General features: G+C 53.5%; 17 protein-coding genes. 4 read left to right on the top strand and 13 right to left on the bottom strand.

Annotated elements, in window-relative coordinates; genetic code table 11:
• Positions 1-162: 162 nt before the first annotated feature.
• From DFER_RS04985 to DFER_RS04955, 7 genes are read right to left on the bottom strand one after another with little or no spacing between them, the layout of a single operon-like run.
• A complete protein-coding gene (locus DFER_RS04985) occupies positions 163-3147 on the bottom strand; it encodes a SusC/RagA family TonB-linked outer membrane protein (RefSeq protein ID WP_015810515.1) in 2985 nt (994 codons plus the stop codon).
• Between the two features lie 37 nt (positions 3148-3184).
• Positions 3185-4432 carry a galactonate dehydratase gene (dgoD, locus tag DFER_RS04980; RefSeq protein ID WP_015810514.1) on the bottom strand — a complete coding sequence of 416 codons (1248 nt, stop codon included), beginning with the start codon at positions 4430-4432 and terminating at the stop codon, positions 3185-3187.
• Between the two features lie 4 nt (positions 4433-4436).
• On the bottom strand, positions 4437-5678 hold the full coding sequence (locus DFER_RS04975) for a mandelate racemase/muconate lactonizing enzyme family protein (RefSeq protein WP_015810513.1): 1242 nt from the start codon (positions 5676-5678) through the stop codon (positions 4437-4439).
• Positions 5679-5723: 45 nt separating this feature from the next.
• Complete coding sequence (locus tag DFER_RS04970) at positions 5724-6761, bottom strand: LacI family DNA-binding transcriptional regulator (protein ID WP_015810512.1); 1038 nt, start codon at positions 6759-6761, stop codon at positions 5724-5726.
• Positions 6758-8110, bottom strand: a complete 1353-nt coding sequence (locus DFER_RS04965) for an enolase C-terminal domain-like protein (RefSeq protein WP_015810511.1) — start codon at positions 8108-8110, stop codon at positions 6758-6760. The genes DFER_RS04970 and DFER_RS04965 overlap by 4 nt, the downstream gene beginning before the upstream one ends.
• 34 nt (positions 8111-8144) lie before the next feature.
• Positions 8145-9686, bottom strand: coding sequence for a SusD/RagB family nutrient-binding outer membrane lipoprotein (locus DFER_RS04960; protein WP_015810510.1), 1542 nt, complete (start codon positions 9684-9686; stop codon positions 8145-8147).
• Between the two features lie 11 nt (positions 9687-9697).
• On the bottom strand, positions 9698-12832 hold the full coding sequence (locus DFER_RS04955; RefSeq protein ID WP_041734753.1) for a SusC/RagA family TonB-linked outer membrane protein: 3135 nt from the start codon (positions 12830-12832) through the stop codon (positions 9698-9700).
• Between the two features lie 671 nt (positions 12833-13503).
• Here DFER_RS04955 and DFER_RS04950 point away from each other — a divergent pair.
• The 3 genes from DFER_RS04950 (at position 13504) to DFER_RS04940 (ending at position 16191) form a co-directional block, all read left to right on the top strand.
• The gene (locus DFER_RS04950) at positions 13504-14676 is read left to right on the top strand and encodes a sensor histidine kinase (protein WP_015810508.1); all 1173 of its coding nucleotides are present in this window, start codon (positions 13504-13506) and stop codon (positions 14674-14676) included.
• Between the two features lie 205 nt (positions 14677-14881).
• On the top strand, positions 14882-15655 hold the full coding sequence (locus tag DFER_RS04945; RefSeq protein ID WP_015810507.1) for a LytR/AlgR family response regulator transcription factor: 774 nt from the start codon (positions 14882-14884) through the stop codon (positions 15653-15655).
• Positions 15656-15828: 173 nt separating this feature from the next.
• Entirely contained in the window at positions 15829-16191 is a 363-nt protein-coding gene (locus DFER_RS04940; RefSeq protein WP_143828671.1) for a hypothetical protein, read from the top strand.
• 14 nt (positions 16192-16205) lie between these two features.
• On the opposite strand, the gene DFER_RS04935 is transcribed toward DFER_RS04940, so the two are convergent.
• The 5 genes from DFER_RS04935 to DFER_RS04915 form a co-directional block, all read right to left on the bottom strand.
• Positions 16206-19292 (bottom strand): efflux RND transporter permease subunit, encoded by a 3087-nt coding sequence (locus DFER_RS04935; protein ID WP_015810505.1) that lies wholly within the window; start codon positions 19290-19292, stop codon positions 16206-16208.
• Between the two features lie 21 nt (positions 19293-19313).
• Positions 19314-20357: an efflux RND transporter periplasmic adaptor subunit gene (locus tag DFER_RS04930; RefSeq protein WP_015810504.1), complete on the bottom strand. Its 1044-nt coding sequence runs from the start codon at positions 20355-20357 to the stop codon at positions 19314-19316.
• Between the two features lie 7 nt (positions 20358-20364).
• The gene (locus tag DFER_RS04925) at positions 20365-21732 is read right to left on the bottom strand and encodes a TolC family protein (RefSeq protein ID WP_229206184.1); all 1368 of its coding nucleotides are present in this window, start codon (positions 21730-21732) and stop codon (positions 20365-20367) included.
• A 50-nt stretch (positions 21733-21782) separates the two neighbouring features.
• Positions 21783-22397: a TetR/AcrR family transcriptional regulator gene (locus tag DFER_RS04920; RefSeq protein WP_015810502.1), complete on the bottom strand. Its 615-nt coding sequence runs from the start codon at positions 22395-22397 to the stop codon at positions 21783-21785.
• Positions 22398-22650: 253 nt separating this feature from the next.
• Positions 22651-23040: a hypothetical protein gene (locus DFER_RS04915; protein ID WP_015810501.1), complete on the bottom strand. Its 390-nt coding sequence runs from the start codon at positions 23038-23040 to the stop codon at positions 22651-22653.
• A gap of 221 nt (positions 23041-23261) precedes the next feature.
• On the opposite strand from DFER_RS04915, the gene DFER_RS04910 reads away from it, so the two are divergent.
• On the top strand, positions 23262-24815 hold the full coding sequence (locus tag DFER_RS04910; RefSeq protein WP_015810500.1) for a sulfatase: 1554 nt from the start codon (positions 23262-23264) through the stop codon (positions 24813-24815).
• A gap of 135 nt (positions 24816-24950) precedes the next feature.
• Here DFER_RS04910 and DFER_RS04905 read toward each other — a convergent pair whose 3' ends face one another.
• Entirely contained in the window at positions 24951-26096 is a 1146-nt protein-coding gene (locus DFER_RS04905; RefSeq protein ID WP_015810499.1) for an efflux RND transporter periplasmic adaptor subunit, read from the bottom strand.
• Positions 26097-26098: the final 2 nt, after the last annotated feature.

Below are 26098 nucleotides of genomic sequence, written 5' to 3'. Positions count from 1 at the left end.
TAAGCTCTAAGCTTTAAGCTGGTTGCGTATCGCCACAGCGGAGTTTATATTTTTTTTATTTTCAATAAAACACTGGATTACCAGAATATTCTGAGCATAATGGCTTACAGCTTATAGCTTATAGCTTAAAGCTTAATGCTTAATGCTTACAGCCTCCCGCCCCTAAAATCCCAACGTCAGCCCCAGCGTATACACCTTCGCATTCGGGTAGGAGCCGCGGTCGATGCCGATTGCGGTGTCCGTGCTGGAACCTACGTTGCTTGTTTCGGGGTCCGGGCCGGTGTATTTGGTGATCGTGAGCAGGTTGGTCGCGCTGGCGAAGATGCGGATGTTCGCCTTGTCTTTGAAAACAGATGGCACCGTGTAAGCCAGACTGACGTTTTTCAACCGCACAAAACTTCCGTTTTCGACAAACCGGCTCGATTGTGTGAATGGCTGGTACGTTTTGGTGAATGCAGGAATGTCCGAATCCTCATTGCCCGGCCGGTAGTAGTCGCGGATTTCCGTCAGCAGGAACTGCCTCGCCTCGCCCGAGCCCGACATGGCGCCGGCACGGGTATAGTTCAGTTTATCCACTCCGAAAGCACCTTGGAAGAACACATTGAGCGTTAAGCCGCCATAAGTGAAGGTGTTATTCCAACCGCCCGTCATGCGCGGGAACGCCCGGCCTACGATCTGGAAGTCGTCGGTGGTGATCGCATTGTCGCCATTCACATCCTCATAATGCGGGTCGCCAGGCACGCGTCCCTGCTTGGCAGCGATATCGGCTTCGTCCGGTTTAAATGTGCCCAGGTATTTCAATCCCCAGTAAGAACCGAGCGACTGGCCGGGCATGAGCATAAATTCGTTGGTGATAGACATACCACCGCCCGCGCCCGTTCCTGTTCCAAGCCGCGGCAGGCCGCCCAGGCTTACCACCTCGTTTTTGAGGGTAGAAATGTTCAGGTTTGTTTCCCAGCTAAACTTGCCTTTTTCAATGGGTGTACCGCCGATCGCGAACTCAAATCCCGTGTTTTTGATCTCTCCCACGTTGCGCGTCTGCGTGCCGCCGCCGGCATAGTTCGGCAGCTGCACGTTCAGCAGCAGGTCGGTGGTGCGTTTGTTGAAATAATCCGCTTCCACATGCAGTCTGCCATTGAGGAATTCCATTTCGATACCTACGTCGGTTTGCGTGGTGGTTTCCCATTTGAGATTCCGGTTGCCCTGGTTGCCCTGGATCACACCGGCCGTTACCGCTGTGTTGTTGAAGCCCACCTGTGTAGAGTTGTAAGGCGAGAGCGTTGCATAGGGGCTGATAGCCTGGCTGCCGGTTTTCCCCCAGCTCCCCCGAAGTTTCAGGTTCGAGAAAACGTTGAGATTTTTGATAAACTCCTCCTCCGAAAGCCGCCAGCCTACCGCTACCGACGGGAATACGCTGTTTCGGTTGTCCTTCGCAAATTTGGAGGAACCATCGCGGCGAATGGCGGCGGTGATCAGGTATTTGTCTTTGAATGCGTAGTTCACACGGCCGAGCAGCGAGAGCAATGTCCATTTGGAGAATGCCGAATTGACCGTCGCGGCCGAGTTACCGCCAATGTTGTCGTAGCCCAGCTGCGGGAAACGCAGGCCATTGGCGGTGGCGGTAAAGTTCTTATCGGTAAACTGCTGCGTTTCCAGCACGGCCACTGCGGTAATGGAATGGTTACCGAAGGTGCGGTTGTAGTTCAATGCATTGGTATTCTGCAAAGTCACCTGGTCGGAAGAGTAGCGCGTCGCATTCGGGTTGTTGTTCGAAAGGCGCTTGCCGTTGAAATTCTTGTTCTGCGCGTCGAGATAGTTGATCGCATATTGCAGGTCGAGCGAAAGGCCCTGGATCGGAAGTTGGTAAGTGAGTCCGCCGATGGCATTGATGTTCATGCGCTCGGTGTCGATGGATTTGTCGTACAAATGATCCAGCGGGCTTCGGCTCACCGAGCCGGTCGGGTCGTTAAAGGTCGGTTGGCCGTCGGCGCCATATGCGGGCGTGGTGGGTGCCCATTGCAGCGCCTCGATCAGCGCTCCGCCGCCATCGGTGTTATGGTTGGCCGTTTTGGCGCCGGAGAGGTTCAGGCGAAGCGACAGGTTTTTGTTGATCTGAGTATTTAAATTGGTCCTCAGAATGTAGCGTTTGAAACCACTGTTGTTCACGATACCCTTCTGATTCACATAGTTACCCGAAATCAGGAACGATGTTTTCTCGTTCGCACCGGAAACGGTTACCTGGTGCTGCTGGCCACTGCCTTTGCGGTACACCAGGTCCTGCCAGTCGGTGCCGCCGTTTCTTTTGAAATCGTCCACCTGCTGCTGCGTGAACGGCGCATTGGAGCCGGTAGCGAGTGCCCGTGCATTCACGATTTCGGCAAATTCGCCGGCCGGCAGGATATCGAACCGTTTGATCACGTTCGAAACGCTTCCCTGGCCCTCATAGCTTACTTTAATGCCTTTGCTGCCTTTTTTGGTGGTGATAATGATCACACCATTGGCCCCGCGGCTACCGTAAATGGAAGTCGAAGCCGCATCTTTCAGTACTTGGAGCGATTCGATGTCATTGGGGTTCAACAGGTTATAGTTAGCCCCTACAAAACCGTCGATCACATACAATGGGTCGTTGTTGCCCAGTACCGAGTTGGCGCCGCGCACGCGCACTTTGGAATCGCCGCCCGGCGCTCCGTTGGATTGCGTCACCTGCACGCCGGCTGCCCGTCCCTGCAACACCTGGTCGAGGCGTGTGATGGGCTGCTGGGAGAATTCACGCGTCGACACGACGGATAATGCGCCCGTCACATCCGTTTTCCGCTGCGTACCATAACCCACCACCACGAGCTCGTCGAGGCTCCGGGAGCCCTGCGACAATTTGATGTCGATAACCGATCGGTTACCGATCTCGACCGTTTGACTTTCATAACCGATAAACGAAAATACCAAAGTGCCGCTGCCAGGCGCATTGATCACGTAATTGCCATCCCCATCGGTAACGGTGCCCTGCGAGCTGCCGCTGATCAGGATGCTCACACCGGGGAGCGCTGCATTGTCCTGATCGGTCACTTTTCCCGTGATCCTGGCGTTTTGGGCCAGCACGGAGCCGCCCAGGCCCAGGAAGACCAGGCATAAACTGAATAGTTTTCTCATGGATTTTAATAGATAGATTTACATAAAACAATAAAAATCACCAGTCCACCACCGACCCGTCCAGCGCGTTATAGCTTTCAGGGTTTTTCCAGTCGTGGCCTATTTTGTCTTTCAATGCGTCCTCATCGAGTTCGACGCCGAGGCCGGGTTTGGTGGGTACCATCACCGTGCCGTCTTTTTGCAGTTTGAATGGCTCTTTGAGATAACCTTCACCGAGCGTCACCTGCTCCTGCACGAGGAAATTGGGCACGCTGGCGGCCAGTTGCAGACCGGTTGCGAGGGAAATGGGGCCCATCGGGTTGTGCGGGGCAATGGGAATGTAGTAGGCCTCGGCCATCCCGGCGATGATACGCCCTTCGGTAATGCCGCCGGCGTGGCACAAATCGGGCTGGATAATGCTGGCCGCGCCTTTTTCCAGGATTTCGCGGAAGCCCCATTTGGTGAATATCCGCTCTCCTGTGGCAATCGGAATGTGCGTGCCTCTGGCAATGTCCACCAGCGTGTCCACATTCTGCGCCTGGCATGGTTCCTCGACAAAAAACGGCTGGTACTGTTCCAATTCTTTGATCAGCACCTTGGAAGTCTGCTGCGGCACCGCGCCGTGGAAGTCGATGGCGATATCCATTTCCGGGCCGCCCGCCTCGCGCAGCGAAGCAAAATTGTCGGACGCGAATTTGATGAATGCCGGGTTTTCCACGATGTTGGCCGGGTTCTTTTTCGCCACGCCGGTTTTGATGATCGTATACCCCTCGGCCTTCCGCTTTTTCATGTCCTCGGCATTGGATGCCCGCCCGTAAATCCGGACGCGGTCGCGGGTGGGCCCTCCGAGCAGCTCGTGCACAGGTACGCCCAGGAGCTTGCCCTTAATGTCCCACAATGCCTGATCGATGCCGCTCAGGGCGCTGGTGAGAATGGGGCCGCCGCGGTAGAACGCGTGGCGGTAAATAGCCTGCCAATGGTGCACCACCGCGCGCGGGTCCTTGCCCACGAGGTACGGCTCCACTTCTTTAATGGCCGTCTGGATGGTCAGGGCGCGGCCTTCGAGCAACGGTTCACCGAGGCCGACAATGCCCGCGTCGGTGTGGATTTTGAGAAAAATCCAGCGGGGCTTCACCAGGAATGTTTCCAGTTTGGTGATCTTCACCTTGCCATAGGCCTGGAACGGCGTCGGCGCGGCGGCGTAAGAAGATTTCGGCAGCAGCATGGTGCCCGTCGCGGCAATGCCGAGCACCGACTGGATGGCCGCGCGGCGGGACAATGCGGTAGATTTAGGGTTGGTTTTCATAACATTACCAGTTGTGGATTGAGCCGTCCGGATTTTTCAGGATCGGGTGCGGGAACTTGGTTTTTTCTTTCACTTCCATGATGAAAGTCGCCTTTTTCGGATCGAATTTTACCCCCAGTCCGGGCGCGTCGTTGAGATACAGCTTGCCGTTTTTGAAATTGATATAATCCTCATTGAAGTAAGCAGGACGCTCCGGCTCACCGCCGCCCAGCTCCATCAGCGCCCGCGCCGGGCTGCTCGATCCGAGCACGTGTACCAATGTAGCCGTGGACAACGGCCCCGTGAAATGCGGTATCATGCCCACATAATGCGTTTCGCACATCGAAGCCAGCTTTTTAAATTCGCTGATCCCGCCCGTGTTCGGCAATGTGAAACGGGTGTAGTCGATCCAGCGGTTTTCGATGAACTCATTGCTGTCCCAGCGGTCGCCGAATTGCTCACCCACGGCAATGGGCACTTTGGTCATCGCGCGCACCGTTTTGTACACCGAGGGGTTTTCCGAGCGGATAATGTCCTCCACGAAATACGGTTCGAGGGATTCGAGCGCGTTGCAGATCTTAAGGCCGTCGGTCATATCGAACCGGGTGTGGAGGTCAATGGCCCATTTCCCGCCTCCGCCAACGGCCTCGTCGATACGTTTGCAGAAATCGATCGTTTTTTTGACGTTTTCATAAAAATCGAATGGCTGGTCGCCGTTGCCGCCTGTGGGGCCAATGCGGTACGAGCGCAGTCCGGCTTCGATGCAATCCCTGGCGCGCTCCTCCTCGGTCTTGGCCTTCGATGCCCGGAAACCCGTCGCGTAGCATTCCACATAATCGCGCGTAGCACCACCGAGCAGCTCGTATACCGGCACATTCAATGCCTTACCCTTAATGTCCCAAAGCGCCATTTCGAGCGCGCCCAATGCATGCAGCTTTTCGCGGCCCGGCGGGTAGAACATACCGCGGTAGACATTCTGCCAGATGTGCTCGATGCGGAACGGATCTTCGCCGATCATCATTTGTGCGCATTGTTCGATCATATCCTTCGAGCCTCCCTCGCCAATGCCGATAATGCCGCCATCGGTTTCGATCTCCACAATGCCCCGCGCCTGATTAAAGAGCGGTTTGTTATAACCCGGCGCCGCATAGTACCGGATTTTCGTAATCTTCATCTTCGAAGCCGCGCCGGAATCCGCAAACGGAAAGCCGGTCGCAAGCGCTGTGGTGCCCAGGAAGGCAGTTTTAATAAAATTTCTTCGTTGCATAATAACCACTTGTGCATTAAACGTTTAAGCATTTAAACCAAAAAATCAACCTTCCAATGCGCCGGTTTTCGCCTTTGACGATTCACGGGCGATAAGCTTGGCTTCCATTAAAATCTGCTTCATGCCCTCCTCCGGGTTTTTCAGTTTTTTCAGAAGAAACTCGACGGACGTTTTGCCCAGCATTTCAAGAGGCTGGCGCACGTAAGTGATCGGGCAATAGTAGAGGTCGAAAACCTCCGCCTGCCCGAAACTGACGATCGCCAGGTCGGACGGTACTTTTAACCGCAGCTCATTGATATATTTCAATGCATTGATGGCCAGGCCGTAAGTGGCGAATATCATGGCTTGCACACGCTGGTCGGAGGCCAGTACTTCGTCGATAGCTGTCCTTACCTCGCTGTCCATCGTTTCGAAATGGACTTCTTTCAGCCAGGCGTCGCGGAACTCGATGTTGTTGTCGCGTAGGGCGTGTTTGTACCCGCGCACACGTTCTTCCATGTGGTACATATTGGACTTGTAGGCCATGATGCCGATCCGTTCGTAGCCGCTTTGGATGAGGTGCACGCCCGCGTCGTAGGAGGCTTTGTAATTGTTCGTAGCCACGAAATCGGTCTGGATTTCGGGGAAATGGCGGTCCAGCAATACAAAAGGAATGTTACGCTCTTTCAGATAATGCACCTGGTTTTCGGAGCCTTCGCAGGACACGATGATGAAGCCATCCACCTGCCGGTTGATGAGGACATTCAGCAAATCCCACGATTTTTCCGCGTGCTCGTCGCAGCTGCCGATGATGACCGTGTACCCGTTGCGCTTGGCCTCGTCCTCCACAACGCGGGCGATGTTGGCGAAAAACGGGTTGGAAATATCGGCTATGATGAGCCCGATGGTGTGCGTCTTGCCGCTTCTGAGGCTTTTGGCAAGATGATTAGGCTGATAGTTCAGTTCTTTGGCTATCTGCCTGATTTTTTGGGCGATGGCCTCTCCCACCCTGGTTTCCTTTTCTTTGCCGTTGAGGACGTAGGAAACCAGGGCCGTGGAAACGCCCGCTTGTTGTGCAATATCTTTGAGCGATGCTTTTTTCATGGACGTATTAGCGTACCGTCAAATTTTCTTACTTGCCAGTTGGATTTCGTGGTAATCGGGAATTTGGCAGCGGCTTTCTCGTTGATATCCACGCCGATGCCCGGCACTTCGTTCACCGACATGTAGCCGTTTTTCATGGTAGGACAGCCCGAAAATACTTCCAGTGTTTTCTCATTGAACTGCACCGCCTCCTGAATCCCGAAGTTCCACACCGTGAGGTCGATATGCGCATGGGCCGAGTGGCCTACCGGCGACACGTCGCCCGGGCCGTGCCAGGCCGTTCTCACATTGAACCACTCGCCGAGCCGCGCCACTTTCATGGCTGGCGTAATGCCGCCGATTTGTGACACGTGGATGCGGATGTAGTCGAACCATTGGTTCACCATCGGTTCCAGGAACTCGTTGATGTTGTTGAAAAGCTCACCCATAGCCAGCGGCACGGTAGTGCTTTGGCGCAAGAGTTTGAACCACTTCATATTTTCGGGAGAAAACGGGTCTTCGATGAAGAATGGACGGTAATCTTCCAGCTTTTTGATCATATTGATCGCATTCATCGGCTGCACGCGTTCGTGAATGTCGTGCAGCAATTCCACCTCATCGCCGCATTGTTTCCGCACGGTTTCGAAGAGGATCGGAATAGCTTTGAGGTAAGCATTCTCGTCCATGTAATTATCGGTAGGCCCGCCGAAGCCCGCTTCCTTGAAATCGGGCTTTTTGGTGGTGCTGCCGACCGCCCCGTAACCGCCCTGCTGAATGCGGATGTAGCGGTAGCCCTGTTCCTGGATCTTTTTCACGCTTTCAACCACCTCCTCGGGCGTGCGGCCGTTCGCATGCGTGTAGCAAGGCACGGCGAAGCGCGATTTTCCGCCCAGCAGCTGGTAAAGCGGCATTCCGGCACGTTTTCCCTTGATATCCCACAAAGCCTGGTCGAGACCGCTCAATGCATTGTTGAGCACAGGGCCATTGCGCCAGTAGGAGCTCACGTAGGCCGCATTCCACATATCCTCGATGTTATCGACGTCCTTACCCGCACAGAATTCGTTGAGATACGTGTTGATCGCCACCAGCACCACTTCCGCGCGCTGCGTGAATGTGGCGCAGCCGAGCCCGTACAGGCCTGGTTCCGACGTTTCGACTTTCACCACGATGAGATTGGAACCCTGCGGCGCCGTGGCAATCGCTCGAACGCTTTTGATCGTCACGGGTTTCATCGCTTTGGCGTACTGAGGTGTTTCGCGGTCGGCGGCGAGGGCATTGGGAATGCCTCCGAACAGGCCCAGCAGGCCCGCGGAGCCGCTCAACCCCAGTGCCCGCATCGTATCGCGACGACTCATTCCGTTCTCTTTCATTTGTTTACGTTTAAAGGTTTAAGATTTACTTACACTATTTTTTGTCCCACCATATTCTCGTGTTCAGATCGTTGGGGCCCTGGCGGGCATTGGCGTCGTTCACGTTTTGGAGGTTCACCACAATCTCGCTGTCGGGGTAAGGCATGCGGCGGATAAAATCTTCCTTGATCTCCGAGCCGGGATAAGGGTTTTTCTTCAATGCCGGAAAGCCGCTTCGGCGGAAATTGGCCCACGACTCGTTTCCATCGAGGAAAGTCGCCACCCAGTATTGGGTATTGATCTGCTCCAATGCTTTCGCAGCGTCCAGCGGGTGTGCTTTCAGATAGGCGAGAATGGCATCTTCCTTAATCGCAGCGCTTGGGTCGTAGAGGGCCATTTGTTCGAGGTTTGCACGGATGCCTTTGGCGTAATAATCTGCCGCTGTGCCCGGTACCCAGCCGCGGACGGCCGCCTCCGCAAGGAGCAGCTGCACTTGTGCGTAGGTAATATGGAATTCGGGCGCATCGAGTTTCAGCACCGTGGTGAGGTTGATCTGCGTGAAATCCCAGAGGCTTACCACGCCGTTTTCGGCCAGTACGCTGTTGATCGTCACATCGTTATAGCCCATAGGCATACCGATCTGCACTTTCGGATCGGATGAGGCGCGTGCGGCGGTCTGTTCCGGGCCGCCCTTTGCGCCTACATACCGAACCGCGAACACAGGCAGGCGGGGGTCGTTGTTTTCTTTGAGATAATTCACAAATGGCGCTGCGAGGTAGAAATTGGTCTTTTCACGCGCCGCGAGGTGATTGGCAATGTAGTTGTTATAAATCGCCGTGTGGCGGATGATGGAGTTATCCGCATTGCTTTCAAAAACGCCGCCTGCGACGGCTTTGGCCACATAATTCTTGGCACCGTCGGAGTCAACCTTGGTGAGGCGCATGCCGGCGCGCAGCATGAGCGAGTACCCGAGTTTTTTCCACCGGGCTACATTGCCGCCGTAAAGGATGTCGGTAGTTACCGGCGGCTGGGCGGTGTCGAGCGCTCCGGCAGCTTCTTCGAGCTCTTTGAGAATGTCGCGGTAGATGGCTTCCTGCGGATCGTATTTCGGGCGGATCTCTTCGCTGATATAGCCTTTTCCCGCATCGAAATAGGGAATATCGCCATAAGTATCGGTCAGGATCATGAACGCGTAGGCTTTCCAGATGCGCGCCGCGTGGTAAATGTTGGCGCTCATCGGGTCGGCTTTCGTTTGCTCGGTAACCGCCACCAGCTGTTTGATCACGTTCCTGTAAAAATTAACCCACACGAGCGGCGAGTTGGAGTTGTTGAGCTGGTTGTAATTCCCGCCGGAAAGCGAGCTTCCATAGGGCGTAATCACCTGTTGCACAATGCCGAAGTTGTAGCAGAGCATACCCAGCGTCGATACGCCGTCTAGGTAAGTGGTGGCGATGATGGCCTTGTTGAGCATCAGCGACGGCGCGAGCGAGGTCGGGTCGACCTTATTGGTATTGATCTCGTCGAATCCTTCGTCGCAGCCCGTGACGAGCGTCAGCGACAGCAAAAGCGCGAGGATATATTTCGTAGTTGCTTTCATGGGATCGGCGGTTAGAATTTGACATTGAGGTTAAAACCAATGCTGCGGGTTGGCGGCAAGCCTGGCCAGAAATCGAGGCCGGTGGCATTGTCGGAAGAGTTGAGCACTTCCTCGGGGTCCATGTTTTCCGTCCATTTTTTGATCACCAGCACATTGTTCGCTACGGCGCTCAGGCGAAGGCCTTTCACAAACGATTTTTCAGGCAGCAGTTTGCCCAAGTCGTAGCCCAATGTGAGCTGCCGCAGCTTCCAGAAACCCGCATTCGATACAAAATCCTCATTGATCCCCAGCGGGTTGATCGATTCGTAGAATGGCTGCACGGCGGCTTTGGTCTGGTTCACCTCGCCATCGGGATTCACACCGTTACCGATCACAAAACCTTCGGCGCGGCCGGGCAGCGTGCGTTTCGAGAGCCCGTGACGCATGTAGTTGATGTTCCGTCCGGCAATCATCTTGTGCCCCAGTTTGAAATCGATCAACGCGGAGAGCGTAATGCCCTTGTAGTTGAATGTATTGGTAATCCCTCCAAAATACCGCGGCAATGCATTGCCGACATTCATCAGGGTGTTGTTCCGCATGGGCATACCGCTGTTTTTGTCGAACACCTGCCGGCCCTGCGCGTCACGCAGGTACGTGAACGTGTACAGCTGGCCCAGCGGCTTCCCTACGACCATATTAAGCGTGCGGCCACCACCTCCACCTGCGGTAATGACTGTATCCTTCTCCGCCAGACCGAGTTTGAGCACTTTCGAATTATTGTACGACACATTGAAACTCACATCCCAGCTGAAATCCTTCGTTTTCACCGGCGACCCCGTGAGCAGCAGTTCGATGCCCTGGTTCATGCTCCGGCCGACATTGATGAGCTGCGCGGTGTAGGACGACGCGTCGGAAATCTGCGCTGCAAGTATCTGATCGTCAGTAGTTTTGTGGTAGTATGTTAAATCAAAACCCAGGAGATTGTTGAACAACTTCATTTCCAGACCTACTTCGGCTTCCTTGATGCGCAGCGGACGCAGGTCCTTATTGGGGACAAGGGACGCATTAATGCCGCCCACCGGCACGAGCTGGCCCGATGGATTAGGGAAAGAATTGTTATCCACCGCGTAATACAATGCATTCGAGTAAGGGTTCACGTTATCCGAGCCCACCTGTGCATATGCCGCGCGCAACTTGCCGAATGTGATCCAGGCCGGGAGGTTCGGGAATGCCTGGGAGAAGATGAAGCTACCGGTTACCGAAGGATACAGAATGCTGCGGTTTTGTGGCGCAAGGGTTGAAAACCAGTCGTTTCGGGCCGTTACGTTCAGGTAGAGGAACTCTTTCCATGAAATAGTAGCCGCTCCGTACAGCGAATTGATCTTCTTTTCGGACAGGTTATAAAGCGGGTTTTTGACGCGTCCGTTCATCACCGTGTACAAGCCGGGCTGAATGAAGTCCTGCACGGTAACACTGTTGTAATCCATGCGGGCATAGCGCTGGTTTCCACCCAGGGTCACATCCAGGCCCAGGTTGCCGAATGTGTGGTTGCCGCCGAGAATAAAGTCAAGGTTACGCTCGGTGTTGCGGCGTACATCCTGTGTAAATGAGCCGTTTACATAGCCCACAGGTGCTTTGGCAATGGGCGCATAGCCGTTCGGAATGTTGTAGTCCTGGTTGCGGACGTAAAAATCCTGCGCCGCCCGGAGTTGCAGGTAGAGCCAGTCGGTAAACTGGTACTTCACCGCTACATTGCCGAAAAGCCGGTCGCGGGTGATGTTCTCGAAATGCTTGCTGAGCGAATAATACGGGTTATTCCGCACCAGAAACCTTGAAAACACGAACTCATCGCCGTTCGGCAGTGTCTGGTTTTGTTTCAATGCCTCGAAGGGCATGGAATTAGCCAATGTAAAAATCACCGTGGAAGTAGCAAAATCCTGGGCGTCGATCTGCGGCGGGTTCACATTCTTTTCCTTGGAATAATTCACGTTTCCGAATGCTGTGAGGCGTTTGGAAATGTTTTGCGTGAAGCCCAGGTTCACCACCTTGCGGTTGAATTTATTGTTTTCGACAATGCCGCGGTTGTCGGTATTCGCGAGCGAAAGGCTGAAACCGCCATTGGGGCCATTATTGGACACGGTGATGGTGTTGGTCATGTTCGTGCCTGTGCGATAGAATTTCTTCACACGGCCGCGCACCGGCTCATAGGGCCATGTTTCGTTGTCGAACAGCACCTGCGTCATGCCCGGCTGGAATTTCTCTCCAAAGCTCCACACACCCGACGTCGGATTTTCGGTGGTAGGGCGTTTTCCGCCTTCTCCCTGGCCATATTCGTACTGAAAATCAGTGAAATCCAACGGCGTATCGGTGGTGAAGTTGAGGTTATAATCCACGCCGATCCCCTGCCCGGTACCGCGGGTTTTGGTGGTGATCATCACCACCCCGTCCTTCGCGCGGGAGCCGTAAAGCGCTGCCGCGGTGGCGCCTTTGAGCACCGTCATGGACTCGATATCGTCGGGGTTAATGCTCGACAAGCCGTCGCCGCCGTCGGAATTGTTGGCCGAGCGCTGCCCATAGTCACCGCCGCCGGCGAAGTTGGAATTATCGATCGGCACACCGTTCACGACAATGAGCGGGTTGTTCTGCCCATTGAACGACGACTGCCCGCGAATGCGGATTTTGGCCGTGCCTCCCGGGCCGGTGGATAGCGACGAAATGTTCACACCCGCCATTTTTCCCTGCAAAGAGCTCACGACGTTGGGCGTGCGGTTGGTGGAGATCTGGTCTGCATTCACGGTGGCTGTGGCGTACCCGAGCGTTTTGGCTTCCCGCTTGATACCCAGTGCGGTAACTACCACTTCTGTTAGGCTCTTGGATTCCTGCACGAGCTGGATGTCGATCACCGACCGTGTGCCTACGGCCACAGTCTGGCTGGTGTAGCCAATAAACGAAAACACGAGCGACGCCTTGGCCGGAGCTTCGAGCGCATACTTGCCCTCGGAGTCGGTAACGGTGCCCTGCGACGTGCCGCTAACCAGGACATTCACGCCGGGCAGCACTTCCTTGCTGTCGCCGGTGACGGTCCCGGTGATCCGGCTGTTTTGGGCAAAAACCGCACTGCAACCCAGCATGAGCAGCAGCACGAGCATTGTAAAACATTTCTTCATCACATCTAATGGGTCAAATTCAGGGTGAATGGCTATGCAACACATACACGAAAACCGTAATCGCTCACGGACACGAAGGCTAGGAATAGTAAGGCAAAAAAATATCCTGACGAACGCCTGAAATGGCGAACGATCATATATATACGCAAACTAACAGGGCGATGTATCCGCCGATTAAACGCGGAAAGGACACGCTGGCTCCTTCCATGCACCACACACAGGACGAGTCCTGCACACCAGTTTTTCTTTAAACGATTAAGCTATTTCAAAACCAATCTGGATGATCGCGAATGTATTAGTCAGGTTGTTAAATGATGGTATCAGTAATGGGTGGCTTGCTGACTTGCCTGGAAAAGCAAGGAAATATAAAATATGATGTCTTTAATATTTTATACTTATTCTTCTTATAAGGAAATATTGTGACCAAATGTAGATTTAATCGATTAAACAACAAAATTTAGGAGAAAATATTTTTACTATTATTTCTAAAAATAAACACATTTGTACGCTACGGGGTTCGAAAACGGGTCAAATGCCTAAAACCGCTGTTCGGATAACCATTCGTCCGCTCTGTGTAAACAACGGTTACCCTACGCCTTAGAAAGCGTAAATTTGTACAATCCTCTATGGTTCGTAATCTATCCATCCTATCAATGACATGCATTAAACGTATGCTGGAACAATCCGGGCTGCCGCTCACGGTCGGGCAGTTCTGGTGGTATTCCTTCTGCTACTGGGGCATTTTTGCCGTGATAACGTTTGGTCAGCTTATGATGCTTTGGCTATTAAAGATGGGTGTGGCTATGCAACCGCACGAGATGTTCGTCTGGCTGCTCGACGGGCTGTTCTGGTGGTCTACCACCCCGCTCGTCCTGTACGCGTCCATCCGTGTGCCGGTGGCGTTCAAGGTGCGCGACGGCTCGTCGATCATCAAACCGATCCTGTTCCATTTGTGCATTGTCACGTTTCTGAATATTTTCATCAATGTCCTGCATTTCTACATCACCAATCCGCTGATGTACCGCGCCGTGGGCCGTATGGTACCGCTGGAAAACTACCTGTTTTCATTTTTCATTGCCTACACGGCCAGTTTCGGGCAGTACCTGTTGCTGGTGGTGGGTTTCAACAAGGTATCCTACATTTACCGCTACCAGCAGCTCAAACAGCAGCATTTCGAAAGCGAGCTGCACAACGAGCAGCTTCGCGGCCAGCTGGCCAATGCGCAGTTGCAATCGCTCAAAATGCAGCTCAACCCGCACTTTCTTTTCAACACCTTACACAGCGTGGTGAGCCTCATGGTAAAAAACGACATCCGCAAAGCCACGCTCATGATTACCACCCTCAGCGATTTGCTGCGTGCAGTGCTGGTGAACCAGTCGGCCGATTTTATCCCCTTGCAGGAAGAACTGAAACTGACCCGGCAATACCTCGACATCCAGCAGATCCGCTTTCAGGACCGCCTGAAAGTGGAATACCACATCGACCCGGCCTCGGAACTCTACCCCGTGCCCCAGCTGATCCTGCAACCGATCGTCGAAAACTCGATCACACACGGCATTTCGGACATGACCACCAACGCGCTCATCAGTATCACGAGCCATGTAAGTGCCGCGGGTATGCAGGTAACGGTGTACGACAACGGCCTGGGTGCCGCCTCCCGTAAAACCACCAAAGGGATGGGCCTCGGCTTGCAGAATACATTGCTCAGGCTGCAACAGGCCTACGGCACAAAAGCCCGGCTCGAATTTCAGCAGCCGGTTGGGGGCGGAACGTCTGTGACGTTGCATTTTGAAGGTAGAATCGAACAAGGTGACAATGGAGGAAGCAGGAGTGGAAATATTTAAAATAACATAAGTATATCAAACGCCGCCCCGGAGGGGCTACCTGTTTATAGCAACGAATTCCTGCTTGAATTTACCGGCTCCATAGGAGCCTCCTGCGGCGCGAAACAGGATGCCCCTACGGGGCACAAACGGTGCGATTCGACATTTGTGCTAGAAACAGGATGCCCCTACGGGGCGCAATGAACATAAACAACCCCGATAAATCATGAAATACCGCTGCCTGATCATTGACGACGAAGTGCTGGCGAGGGACGTAATCAGAACATTTGTACAGCATGACCATTCCATTGAAATCACCGACGAGGCTGCCAACGGCTCGGAGGCGGTGGTAAAAATATTGCAGCACCGGCCCGACGTCGTTTTTCTGGACATTCAGATGCCCGAGCTGGATGGATTCGCCGTGCTGCGCGAGGTGTGGCCGCACCATCAGCCATTTGTCGTGTTCACGACCGCATTCGACCAGTATGCATTGCGTGCATTCGAGGTGAATGCAATCGATTATCTGCTCAAACCTTTCGACGAAATCCGCTTTCACCAGTCGCTGGGGAGGCTGAAAGAGCGGCTCAGCCAGAAGTCGCAGCCGCGCATTGAAGAACTGGTGAACAACCTGCTTCGCGAACAGAAGGATAAGGAAGAAAATTACCTCCAACGGTTGCTCGTGAAGGAAGCGGGGAAAATGTACCTGGTCAAAACGGACGATATCACGCATTTCTCGGCGGATGGAAACTACATTTCCGTTTACACCTTGCAGAAGAAGGTTTATACGGTTTACGAAAGCCTGGGCAGCCTCGAAAGCCGCCTCGATCCGGCGGTCATGATCCGCGTCGGCCGCTCCAACATCGTGAATATGAATTTCATATCCGAGCTGGAAACGTACTTCAACGGCGAGTACATTATCCACCTGTCCACGGGCGAAAAAGTGAAATGGACACGTGGTTACCGCGACAATATCAAGGCGTTTATCACCAAAATGGGGTAACCGCCGGATACGGTTCACGTTTCGAAATGCACGTTTTAGATAATAAAAAATCCGGATCAGACATTTTTGATACGCATTTCAACGATTCGGCGCGCAAATTTGTCACACTGGATAGCTTCCGCTTCCTGCGGACGGCACAACCTGAATTTCAATTGCAATTAAATCCGTTAGCCATGCTCTTCAAAACCTCTACTACTGTAACCTCGGCGATTGACGCGCTGCTTCGAAACCACAAAAGCCACCGCCAGTTCCTGGCCTTTTCGGCCATTCTGGCGATGGTTATTCTCTGGAAAATCATCGCAGGCACAAACGCCGCCAGCCCCGGCGAAACCGTCCATTCCACAGAAACCGCTTCTACCGACCAGAAAATGGCGGGCATGAAATGGAGCTACGACGAACTGGCCCACAAGCTCATTATTGAAAACACCGACCTCGCCTATGTCGAGATCGGTGCCGGTTTCAGTAAGGGAATCGGGCGGGCATTCAGCAAGGTAGCCCGCCAAAACAGCGGCAAGCGCGTGTTAGTTAATTTGTAATCAGGCTAAGCCTGTCAATAGGCCGCTTCCAGCTCGGCTTCCTGTGTCACTTGCTGCGGCTCCACCTTGGGCGGCAGCAATTTGTACATCACCGGCGTCACGAGCCGCGACAGCAGCGTAGAGCTGATCAACCCGCCGATCAGCACGAGGGCCAGCGGCGAATACAATGCGCTATACTCGATCACCAGCGGCAGCAAGCCACCGATGGCGGTCATGGAAGTGAGGAGGATCGGCACGAAACGGATTTCGCCCGCTTCGATAATGGCTTCTTCGATGCTCTTGCCCTGTTCGCGAAGCTGATTGGTAAAATCGACCACCAGCAGCGAGTTTTTCACTTCAATACCCACCAGCGCAATGAAACCGATCGTGGCGGTGAACGACAGCGTTTCGCCCGTCAGGAACAGCATGGCCAGGCCGCCTACAATGCCCAGCGGAATCACCGACAGCACAATGAGAATGCTTTTGAATGTTTTGAATTCCAATATCAGCACACCCAGAAAGCCGAACACCGTGATCAGGATAATCAGCCCGAGGCCGCCGAAACTTTCCTCCTGGCTTTCTTTTTCACCGGCCACTTTGAAATGCTGACCTTCCTCGAACTTGAATTGGTTGAGCTTCGCGGTGATGCCCTCATTCATTTTTTGAACATTGTAGCCCGGCTTCGCGAATGCCGAAACAGTCACGTAGCGGTCTTTGTCATAATGCCGGATCTGGTTCGGCGAGCTTTCCATTTCGATCGTCGCAATGCTTTTCAAGGGAATGCTCGCACCCGATGCCGACGTGACATACAGTTTGTCAAACACGCTGTAATCCTGCGTAGCGGCATTGCGCGGCACAGATACATTGATATTGTAGCTATCCGCCTTGCCCACATCCTCACGGAAGGTGGCCACATTCAGGCCCGCGGCCCCCAGCCGCACCGTGCGATCGATGTCGGCCGAGGAAATCCCGAGCGTGCCGGCTTTCTGCTTGTTGATATTGATGCGTAAGTCGGTCGGTTGCACGAGCAACGGGTTGTTGACGTAAATGGTGCCTTCGGTTTTGGCGAGCAGGTCGGCCACGCGGAAAGCCGTTTTGCGCAGGTCGTCCAGGTCCTCGCCATAAATGCGGTAGGCCAGCGGCGCCTCGATCAGCGGGCCTTGTTCAAAGTCTTTTACCTTGATTTCCGCACCGGGGTAACCTTCAAGTTTCTTACGGAGTTTTTCGATCACAGCCACCTTTTCCTCCGTTTCGAGGCCCGCTACCTGCACGAAAATTTCGGCAAAATTCTCGCTCTCATTTCTTTGAACTACATTATAATAAACCCGCGGATTACCCTTGCCCACGTTCGTCGCGAACGATGAAATGAGCGGTTCCTGCTTCAACACACCCTCCACATAGCGGGCTATCTCATTGGTTTTCTTCAAATTCGTGCCTTGTGGTGTTTCAATGTCGATCAGGAACATGGGTTTTTCCGATTTGGGAAAAAGACTGTTGCCGATAAGCGGTACCAATGCGAGTGAGCCTGCGAATATCAATCCGGCAATTGCCAGCGTGGTTTTGGGCCAATGCAATGCGCGGTCGAGCACGCTGCCGTAGGTTTTGTGAATGCCTTTTTTCATACCGCGGAGCAACCAGTTGCCATCTTCGGAAGCATGCGGTTTCAGGATCACGCTCGAAAGAAAGGGAACAACCGTGAGCGATACGAGCATGGAAGCAAACACGGTGGTAATCACCGACATCGGTAAGCTGCGGATAAAATCACCCGCTCCCTCGGGCAGAAATACCAGCGGCAGGAATGCGAAAATGAGCAGGATCGTACAGCCTACCACCGCCAGGCCGATCTGCGACGACGCTTGAATGGCTGCCTGCACTTTGCCATAACCCATGCGGAGGTAGCGCTCGATGTTCTCGACAACCACAATGCTGTCGTCCACCAGGATACCCAGCGCCACGATCATCCCCACAATACTGAGCTGGTTAATGTTGAAACCGAGCAGGTTCATCATCGTGAGCCCGATGGCGAGGGAAAGCGGAATGGAGATCATCACCACCAGCGACGCCCGCGTGCCAAGCGGCAGCAAGGTGAGCAAAACCAGCAGAATGGCAATCGCGAAATCCCGTGCGAAATGCGACAGCCGGGTGTCCACACTGCCGGCCTGATCGAACACTTTCACAAGTTCGATGTTCGCGGGGAGGTCCTTTTCAAATGCGGCCGCCACGGGTTCCACCTGGTCGCGCACGGCAATGATGTTTTCGCCTTCTTTCTGGCTCACATTCACGAAGCTGCAACGGAAGCCGTTCAGGCGGGTAATGTGCGTTTCGTCCTCATAACCCATTTTTACGTCGGCTACGTCTTTCAGATACACAATTTTGCCATTCGAACGCGATACTACGGTGTTGGCCACCTCGTCGAGCGTGCGGTAGCTGCCGGAGGTTTTGATGTTCAGTTTTTTGGTAGCCATACTGATGCTCCCGCCGGGAATATTCACGCCTTCGCTCTGCAATGCGCCCACGATCTGGTCCTGGGTCAGTTTCTGCTGCGCGATTTTTTGCAGGTTAAGGTTCACTTTCACCTGAGGCTCGGGAATGCCGGAGTAGTCTACCTTTTTCAAGGTTTTGATCTTTTCCAGCCGCTCTTTGAAATCTTTGGAATACTTCTTCATCTGCGCGTACGTCGCATTTTCGCTGATGAGCGCGTACTGGTAAATGCTTACGTCGGAAGGGATCTGTTTGTTAATGCGGATGTCGGCGATATCGGCGGGTAGCTGCGAGCGGAGTGCGTTGATCTCCCTTACCACTTCCTGGTATTTATCGTCCGGGTCGGAGCTGTATTTGTACATTATCTGCATTACCGCGAGGCCGTCGCGGATGTCGGTGATAATGTGCTTCATATCGTCGAGTTCGTTGAGCTTCTTTTCCATCGGGTCCACCACGAGCTGCTCCATGTCTTTCGGATTGGCGCCGGGGTACACCACTACCACGGTAAATTGCGGCGGATGGATGTCCGGGTCCTCGCTTCGCGGCATTGTAAACAATGAATATAGTCCCAGCGCCAGCACACCCAGGAAGACCACCAGCGTAAACTGGTAATTCTTGACTGCAAATTCAGGTAATTTCATGGTTAATGCGGTTGAAATGGGTTACTGAACTACTCTAATCGCCGAACCTTCGGCCAGGTAAGCCGATCCTTCGCGGATCACGCGCGCGCCGGCACCGATACCGGCCAGGATAAATGCCTTGTCGCCTTCCAGGAATGCCACTTTCACGCGCTTTTTCTGTGCACGGTTTCCATCCGCCACAAACACGAATGCGCTGTCGTTCTCGCCTTCGATCAATGCGTCCACGGGGATGGACACCATGCTCGTTTGTTCTTTCGGGTAAATGTGCACTTTGGCAAAAAGGCCGCTGGCGAGCCTCGCTGCGGGTTTATTCAGCGCAATTTCAACCTGGTATAGCCCCGAAACCGCGTCGCTCACCTGCGCGAGGGTTTTCACCCGGCCTATAAATGTCTGCGGGTAGGCGTCGAAGGTAATTTCCGCTTGTTCGCCCCCTTTCAGCCGGGCCCAGTCCTTGTCGGTGAGGCCGCATTTCACCACCCAGTCGGTGCTGCTTGTGCTGCTCACATGCAGCACCGGCGTGCCGCCCTGCACCTGCTCGCCGGCGTTCTGCAATTTCTGCATTACCACACCGTCGGCAGTGGAGAATATCTTCGTTTGCGACAAGTTAAATTTGACGATATCGAGCTGTTTTTCAGCGAGTACCAATGCACTTTGGGTGTTTTCGAGCTGTTCTTTCGTAGCCACGCTATCGCGGTAGAGATTTTGGACCCGACGTGCATCGCGCTGTGCTTTCAGGAAGTTCTCTTCGGCCTGACCCATCTGGGCGGCTATTTCCGTGGTGTTGAGCGATGCCAGAAGCTGCCCTCTCCGCACCTTGTCGCCTTCTTTTACCAAAATATCTTTGATAATCCCCCCGATTTTGAACGATAGCCGGGCTTCATTTTCCGAACCGAGCAGGCCGGATGTTTCCACGGCCTGCGCCTGGGTTAATGCCGCCGAGCTGATGATCTTTACGGGAATGGTGTCGTCGGTTTTCTCCGGCTTCTTTTCTTCCTTGCACGCAGACGTGAAGAGCGCGGCCGCGAGTACGTACGCATATATGATCGGATGTGTGGTAGCTTTCATTTCATTTTCAGTTTGTGAATAAATAACTCGCCTTCGCGCGCTCCAACTCAGCGGCGCGGGTCTGGACGTTGAGATAGGAAATACTTTGTTGCAGCTGGTCGGCGATGAGCCGGTTTTGCGCATCGAGCAGTTCAATGTACAGCAGCTGGCCTTCGCGGTAGAGCTTTTGCTGGTCCTGGTAATATTGCTGTGAAAGTGCGGTTTGGCTTTTGGCTGCACGATAAGTGAGCACCGCCGATTGAAAGCTATTAGCAGCCGTTTTGCTCTGCAATTGCAGTTGTTGTTCTACCTGACTGATCTGCTCGCCGGTCGCTTTTTGTTCCAGCTCGGCCTGTTTCACTTTGTATTGCGTGCGGTTGTGGGCAAACACCCGCCAGTCGAGCGTTACACCGAAAAGATAATATCGTGTATCGCGGTTGAAACTCACAAAATCACCCTGCGAACCGAGGTCAATGAACGTCGACAGTTTTGGCAATGCGCCCGCCCGCGCCAGCTGGCCCGACAATGCATTGAGCCGCGACAACGATTCCAGCTTCGCCAGTTCCTCCCTCCTACCCGCCGCGATCGTGTCGGTCAACACACCCGATTCGTCCGGTTGCTCGATTTCAAGCGTGTTTTCCAAAGGGCTGTTCAGTAAAAAATTGAAATACGCCCGGGCATTCACCGACTGGTTACGCGCGTCCACCAGCCGGGCCTCCAAGCCGATCAATTCGTTTTCCGACCGGCTGATCACCGTCCTTATCGCCTTATCGTTCTTGACGAGCGCCTGGTTGAACCGCAAATTCTCGCGGGCCAGCGTAACAGCGTTTTCCAGAATGTGTATCGCCTCATCTGCCTGCTGGCAGGCATAGTACGCCACTTTGATCTCCTTCACTAACTCGCGTCTGTAAACGTCCACCTCCGCCTGCTGCAAATGGATCTGCTCTTTCCGGATTTTGGTGTTGTAGTTGATTTCCGCATTGTAGAGCGGTAATGAAGTCCGGAACCGGGCATCGTAATAATTGCGCGGGTTAAACGTCTGGCTCACATTCTCGACCTTAGGGAACGCCGAAGAATTAGTGAGCTCGTTCAGAGAGCTGTACACCGGGTTCAGCAGATCGCCGATCGGGATGCTGATTTTCCGGCCGCCGCGCGAGTCGAGGTATGACGTGCTGAAATTGACCTCTGGATAAAAGAACGTGCGAGCTTCTTTGAGCGCGAAGAGGTTCCTTTCGAGGATAAAGCGCTGTTGTTTAAGCCCCTGGTTGTTCCGCAAGCCCTGATCCACGTAGCCTTGCAGGCGTGTGTCCTGCGCCAGAACGGGCGCGGCGAGGCTCAGCAAAGGCACAAGAAGGTACTGCCAATGCCGGGGCATCGGTTTCAAAAATCGAATCATAATAAGTAATGTTTACTTTATAAACAGTGTTTAGTTGACGGCAAAATTTTTTAGGTTTTGATATTAGCTAAAAAAAGATCGAACGAATGGTACAACATCTGCCGCGTGGCGTCGTCGGGCAGCATCAAAATGCACATGCGCTCGCGAACATAGAGCGATACTAGCCCGTGCACATACGACCACACCTGGATTGCCGTCACGTGTAAATCGGCCTGGCGGATCTTGCCCTGTTCCAGACAAGCTGCCAGCGTTGTGATCAGATATCCGAACGCGCACTCGCCGGCTTTCCACTTTTCCTCGTTTTTGATCTGCTCCATCGGCGCGCGCATGATGAACATCAGATCGTAATAGTCGGGGTTGGAAAGCCCAAATTCAATGTACGTTTTGCCCAGCGCCGCGAGCCTTTCAAACGGGTCGGCAATCACATCGTGCTGCCGCAAATGCTTATCCAGGATATCGAACGCATTCTCGTGGATTACATAAAAAATTTCATCCTTATCCTTGAAATACAGATAGATCGTAGCAGGACTGTACTCGATATCCTCGGCAATGTTACGAATGGACGTCTTGTCGTAACCTTGCTTTAAAAACATCCTGGTCGCCGATTCGATAATCAGATTCCTCATTTCCTGCTTCTCCCGCTCTTTTCTTTCCTTAATCGCCATGCTTTTGTAATTACGATGTGAATATAGTAAACACTGTTTAGTAAATGCAAGATGTTTACCAAAATAAAGGAGGAATGGCGAAAATCTACCGATGAGCGGAGGTAAAAATAAACAATTCAGCGTCTCCGGAGGCACTTTAAATACTTTTAAACCATTTAATACTTTATTTCTTTCAATACGTATTATCCAAATAAAACGCCGCACAGCCCTGTCGGCAGTGCGGCGTTTTAGCCGGATCAGAAGAGCCGAAGCGCTACGCCACGGAGAGCAACCTCCGGTTCATAGCACTCACCCGAATACCTTTCAGATATTTCGTGCGTTCTTCAATTTCGTTTTGGTAACGGAAGGTGTAGCCCGCACCGGCGAGGCGTTTGAATTCGCGCGTTACTTCTTTGAGTTGCTTGCGCGAGATGCCGCTGTATTCGAGTTGGAGCAGCTGCGAACGCTCGGGCGTGGATTTTTTGAGTTTCCAGTATTGCGGATGGTTCGGGCCGATTGGCTCGCGGAAATCAATGTCGTGTTTTTCGCGGATCAGAAATTCGTAATCGATCACGATTTCGCTGCGGCTGCGGGCCACCTGCCCTTTTACGACGATCTTGGCCTCCCGGCCGACGCTCAGATGAAATATTTTTTCTAATACCATAAGGTTCAGTTAATAGGAGTTGATGCGGTTACATTGCAAATATCATTCCAGCAGTACTAGGCTACGTTTGAATTATTAGTCTACTTATTTTATAGACAAAGTAAATTAAAAATTATTGTTTCACAAAGAATGGGTTACAAAAGTTCGTTTCAAGGCTGATAAACTTCTTTTGTAGAACAAATTTCCCCATCTTGCCGCACTCACTTTTCCCAAACCCGCTAATGATGAACATCTCCATAGCCCGATGGCTCTGCTTTGCCGTCATGCTGATCGTGTCCTTCGGCACGCGCCACGCGCTCGCGCAATCCAAACCGAATATCATTGTTTTCCTCGTCGACGATATGGGCTGGCAGGATACCTCGGTGCCATTCTGGAATAAGCCGACCGATTTCAACCGCCGCTACCGTACGCCGAACATGGAACGGCTTGCGCGCGAAGGCATGAAGTTTACCAATGCCTACGCCATGCCCGTGTGTACGCCCACCCGCGTGAGCCTGATCACCGGCGTGAATGCGGCCCACCACCGCGTGACGCACTGGACGTCGCCGGATAAGGACAAAAACACCGATTATGCCGACAAAGCGCTCGAAGCCGTCGACTGGAACATCAATGGTTTCAGTCCCGTTGCCGGTGTTCCGCATACTTTTCACGGCACAGCATTGCCCGAGGTACTGCGGCAAAACGGCTACTACACCGTTCACAGCGGCAAGGCGCATTTTGGGTCTGCCGGCACGCCGGGTTCGGACCCTGTGAATCTTGGATTTGAGATAAACATCGCGGGTAGTTCCATTGGACATCCGGCCAGCTATTCGGGAAAGGCCAACTACGACAGCCCCGTGAACGGCAAGCCTAACCGCAATGCCGTGCCCGGCCTGGAAGCCTACCACGGCACGGACACATTCCTGAGCGACGCCATCACGACCGAAGCATTGAAGGCGATCGCTAAGCCGGTAGCAGAGAAAAAGCCGTTTTTTCTCTACCTCTCGCATTACGCCGTCCACATTCCGCTCACGGCCGATCCACGCTTCCTGAACCGCTACCTCGAAGCCGGCCTGGACAGCACCGAAGCCAAATACGCGGCATTGGTGGAAGGAATGGACAAAAGCCTCGGCGATGTGCTCCGATACCTCGATGAGCAGAAGATAGCCGATAATACAGTGGTACTTTTCATGTCCGACAATGGCGGCCTGAGCACTTCACCCGCACGCGGCGGCAAGGCGTGGACGCATAATCTGCCCTTGAAAGCCGGAAAAGGCTCCGTGTACGAAGGCGGCATCCGCGAGCCGATGCTCGTGCGGTGGCCCGGCGTAACCAAAGCCGGCTCGGTAACGGAGCAATACGTGATTATTGAAGACTTTTTTCCAACCATTCTCGACATAGCTGGCGTGAAGAATGCCCGCACCGTTCAGCAAGTGGACGGCAAGTCATTCCTGCCCATCCTGAAAAACCCCGCATTCAAAGACGAACGCCGCGGACTGGTATGGCACCACCCTAACCGCTGGATAGCCGCCGAAGGACCGAATATCCATTACGCCAGCGCATTCCGCCAGGGCGACTGGAAGCTGATTTACGATTACCGGCAGGCGAAACTGGAATTGTACAACCTGCGTACGGACATTGGCGAAGAACATGACGTGGCTGCGTCCAATCCATTGAAGGTGAAAGAATTGGCCAATCTGCTTTCCAGACAGCTGAAAACCTGGGGCGCACAATGGCCGGTTTCCAAAAAAACGGGCAAACCTGTTCCACTACCGAACGAACTGCCAGGCCTGTAAACAAAACACCTCCCGGGAAGCCCCAGGAGGTGTATTCGCTTTACTCAACGTGTACAAGACATGTACAATGTTTTGCACGTTAAAATATAATGCCGGCGTAAGCTATTGTCCTACAAATTCTTATCTAACGGACGCTCAACCTTCATCACCGGCATTCTTTGCCTTTATTAAAAGGGAATAAGCATTGCGAATGACCACTCTCGACGCTGCGTCGATGCCTGCCGCGCTGATCTGCTGAAAACCATCCATTATCCCGCCCGGCACGATTTCCACCATTTCGAACTCACCCGATTCCCGCTCCACGAAAACGAACGATTTGTTTTCCCAGCGAACCACGGCATCTTCGGGCACCGACATGGCTTTGCTGCCGGACACGGATACTTCGCCGTTCATAAACATCCCGGGCACAAGCGACGGGCTGTACCGATCAAAATGGCAATGTACTTCCGCCAAACGGTCGTCGGTGAGGCTTTTTCCAATGAGGATGATTTTGGCTGTGAATTTCCGGGAGGGGTCACCATTGGTGTAGGCCGTCACGCGCTGGCCGACAGATAATGTATGCAAATCCTTTTCGAATACATGCAATGCAAGATGAATATCTTTCGGGTCGACGAGCTCGAACAGCATGTCCGTGGGCGCGGTGTATTTGCCTACATTCACGTTCACCCTCGATACGAAACCGTCGATCGGCGAAAGAATCGGGACTGTTTTCGAAATATGGTCCGCGCTCAGTTTGGCGGGTGCGATGCCGATCACTTCCAGCTTGCGCGCCAGGGCGTTCATGAGAATCCGCTGCGTTTCCATTTCGGCCTTAGCCTGCTGCAAAACCTTGTCGCTGCTCGCTTTGCCCACATTCAGGTCCTCTTGCCGGGCAAATTCGCTTTGGGCCAGTTCCAACTTTTCACGCGCTGTGAGGTAATCCTGTTGGAGTTGGATAAACTGCATATCTTCCAGTTCTGCCAGCACCTGTCCTTTTCTGACGCGCATTCCCGGCAGCATGGTCGTGGATTTGAGATACCCGCCCAGCGGAAAGCTCAGGCTGATCGTGCTTTGCGGCGGCACGTCGATTTTGCCTTGAAGCGTAACTACACCCGGGATATTTTTTAAAACGGGCGTTCCCACTTCAATGCCGACGTTGCGGATTTGTGCCGGATCGAATGAAACGCGGCGCATGACCGAATCGGGTGTACTGGCCGCTTCGGCGTCGGGTGCCTGCTGGCCGCCGGTGCTGCACGAGAGGCAGGTCCAAAGTGCGGCGCATAGAACAATGTATGGTTTCATGA

This window comes from Dyadobacter fermentans DSM 18053 (assembly GCF_000023125.1).
Lineage (GTDB): Bacteria > Bacteroidota > Bacteroidia > Cytophagales > Spirosomataceae > Dyadobacter > Dyadobacter fermentans.
The sequence above is the reverse complement of the archived record's forward strand: the minus strand, read 5'-3'. Positions and strand labels throughout refer to the sequence as shown.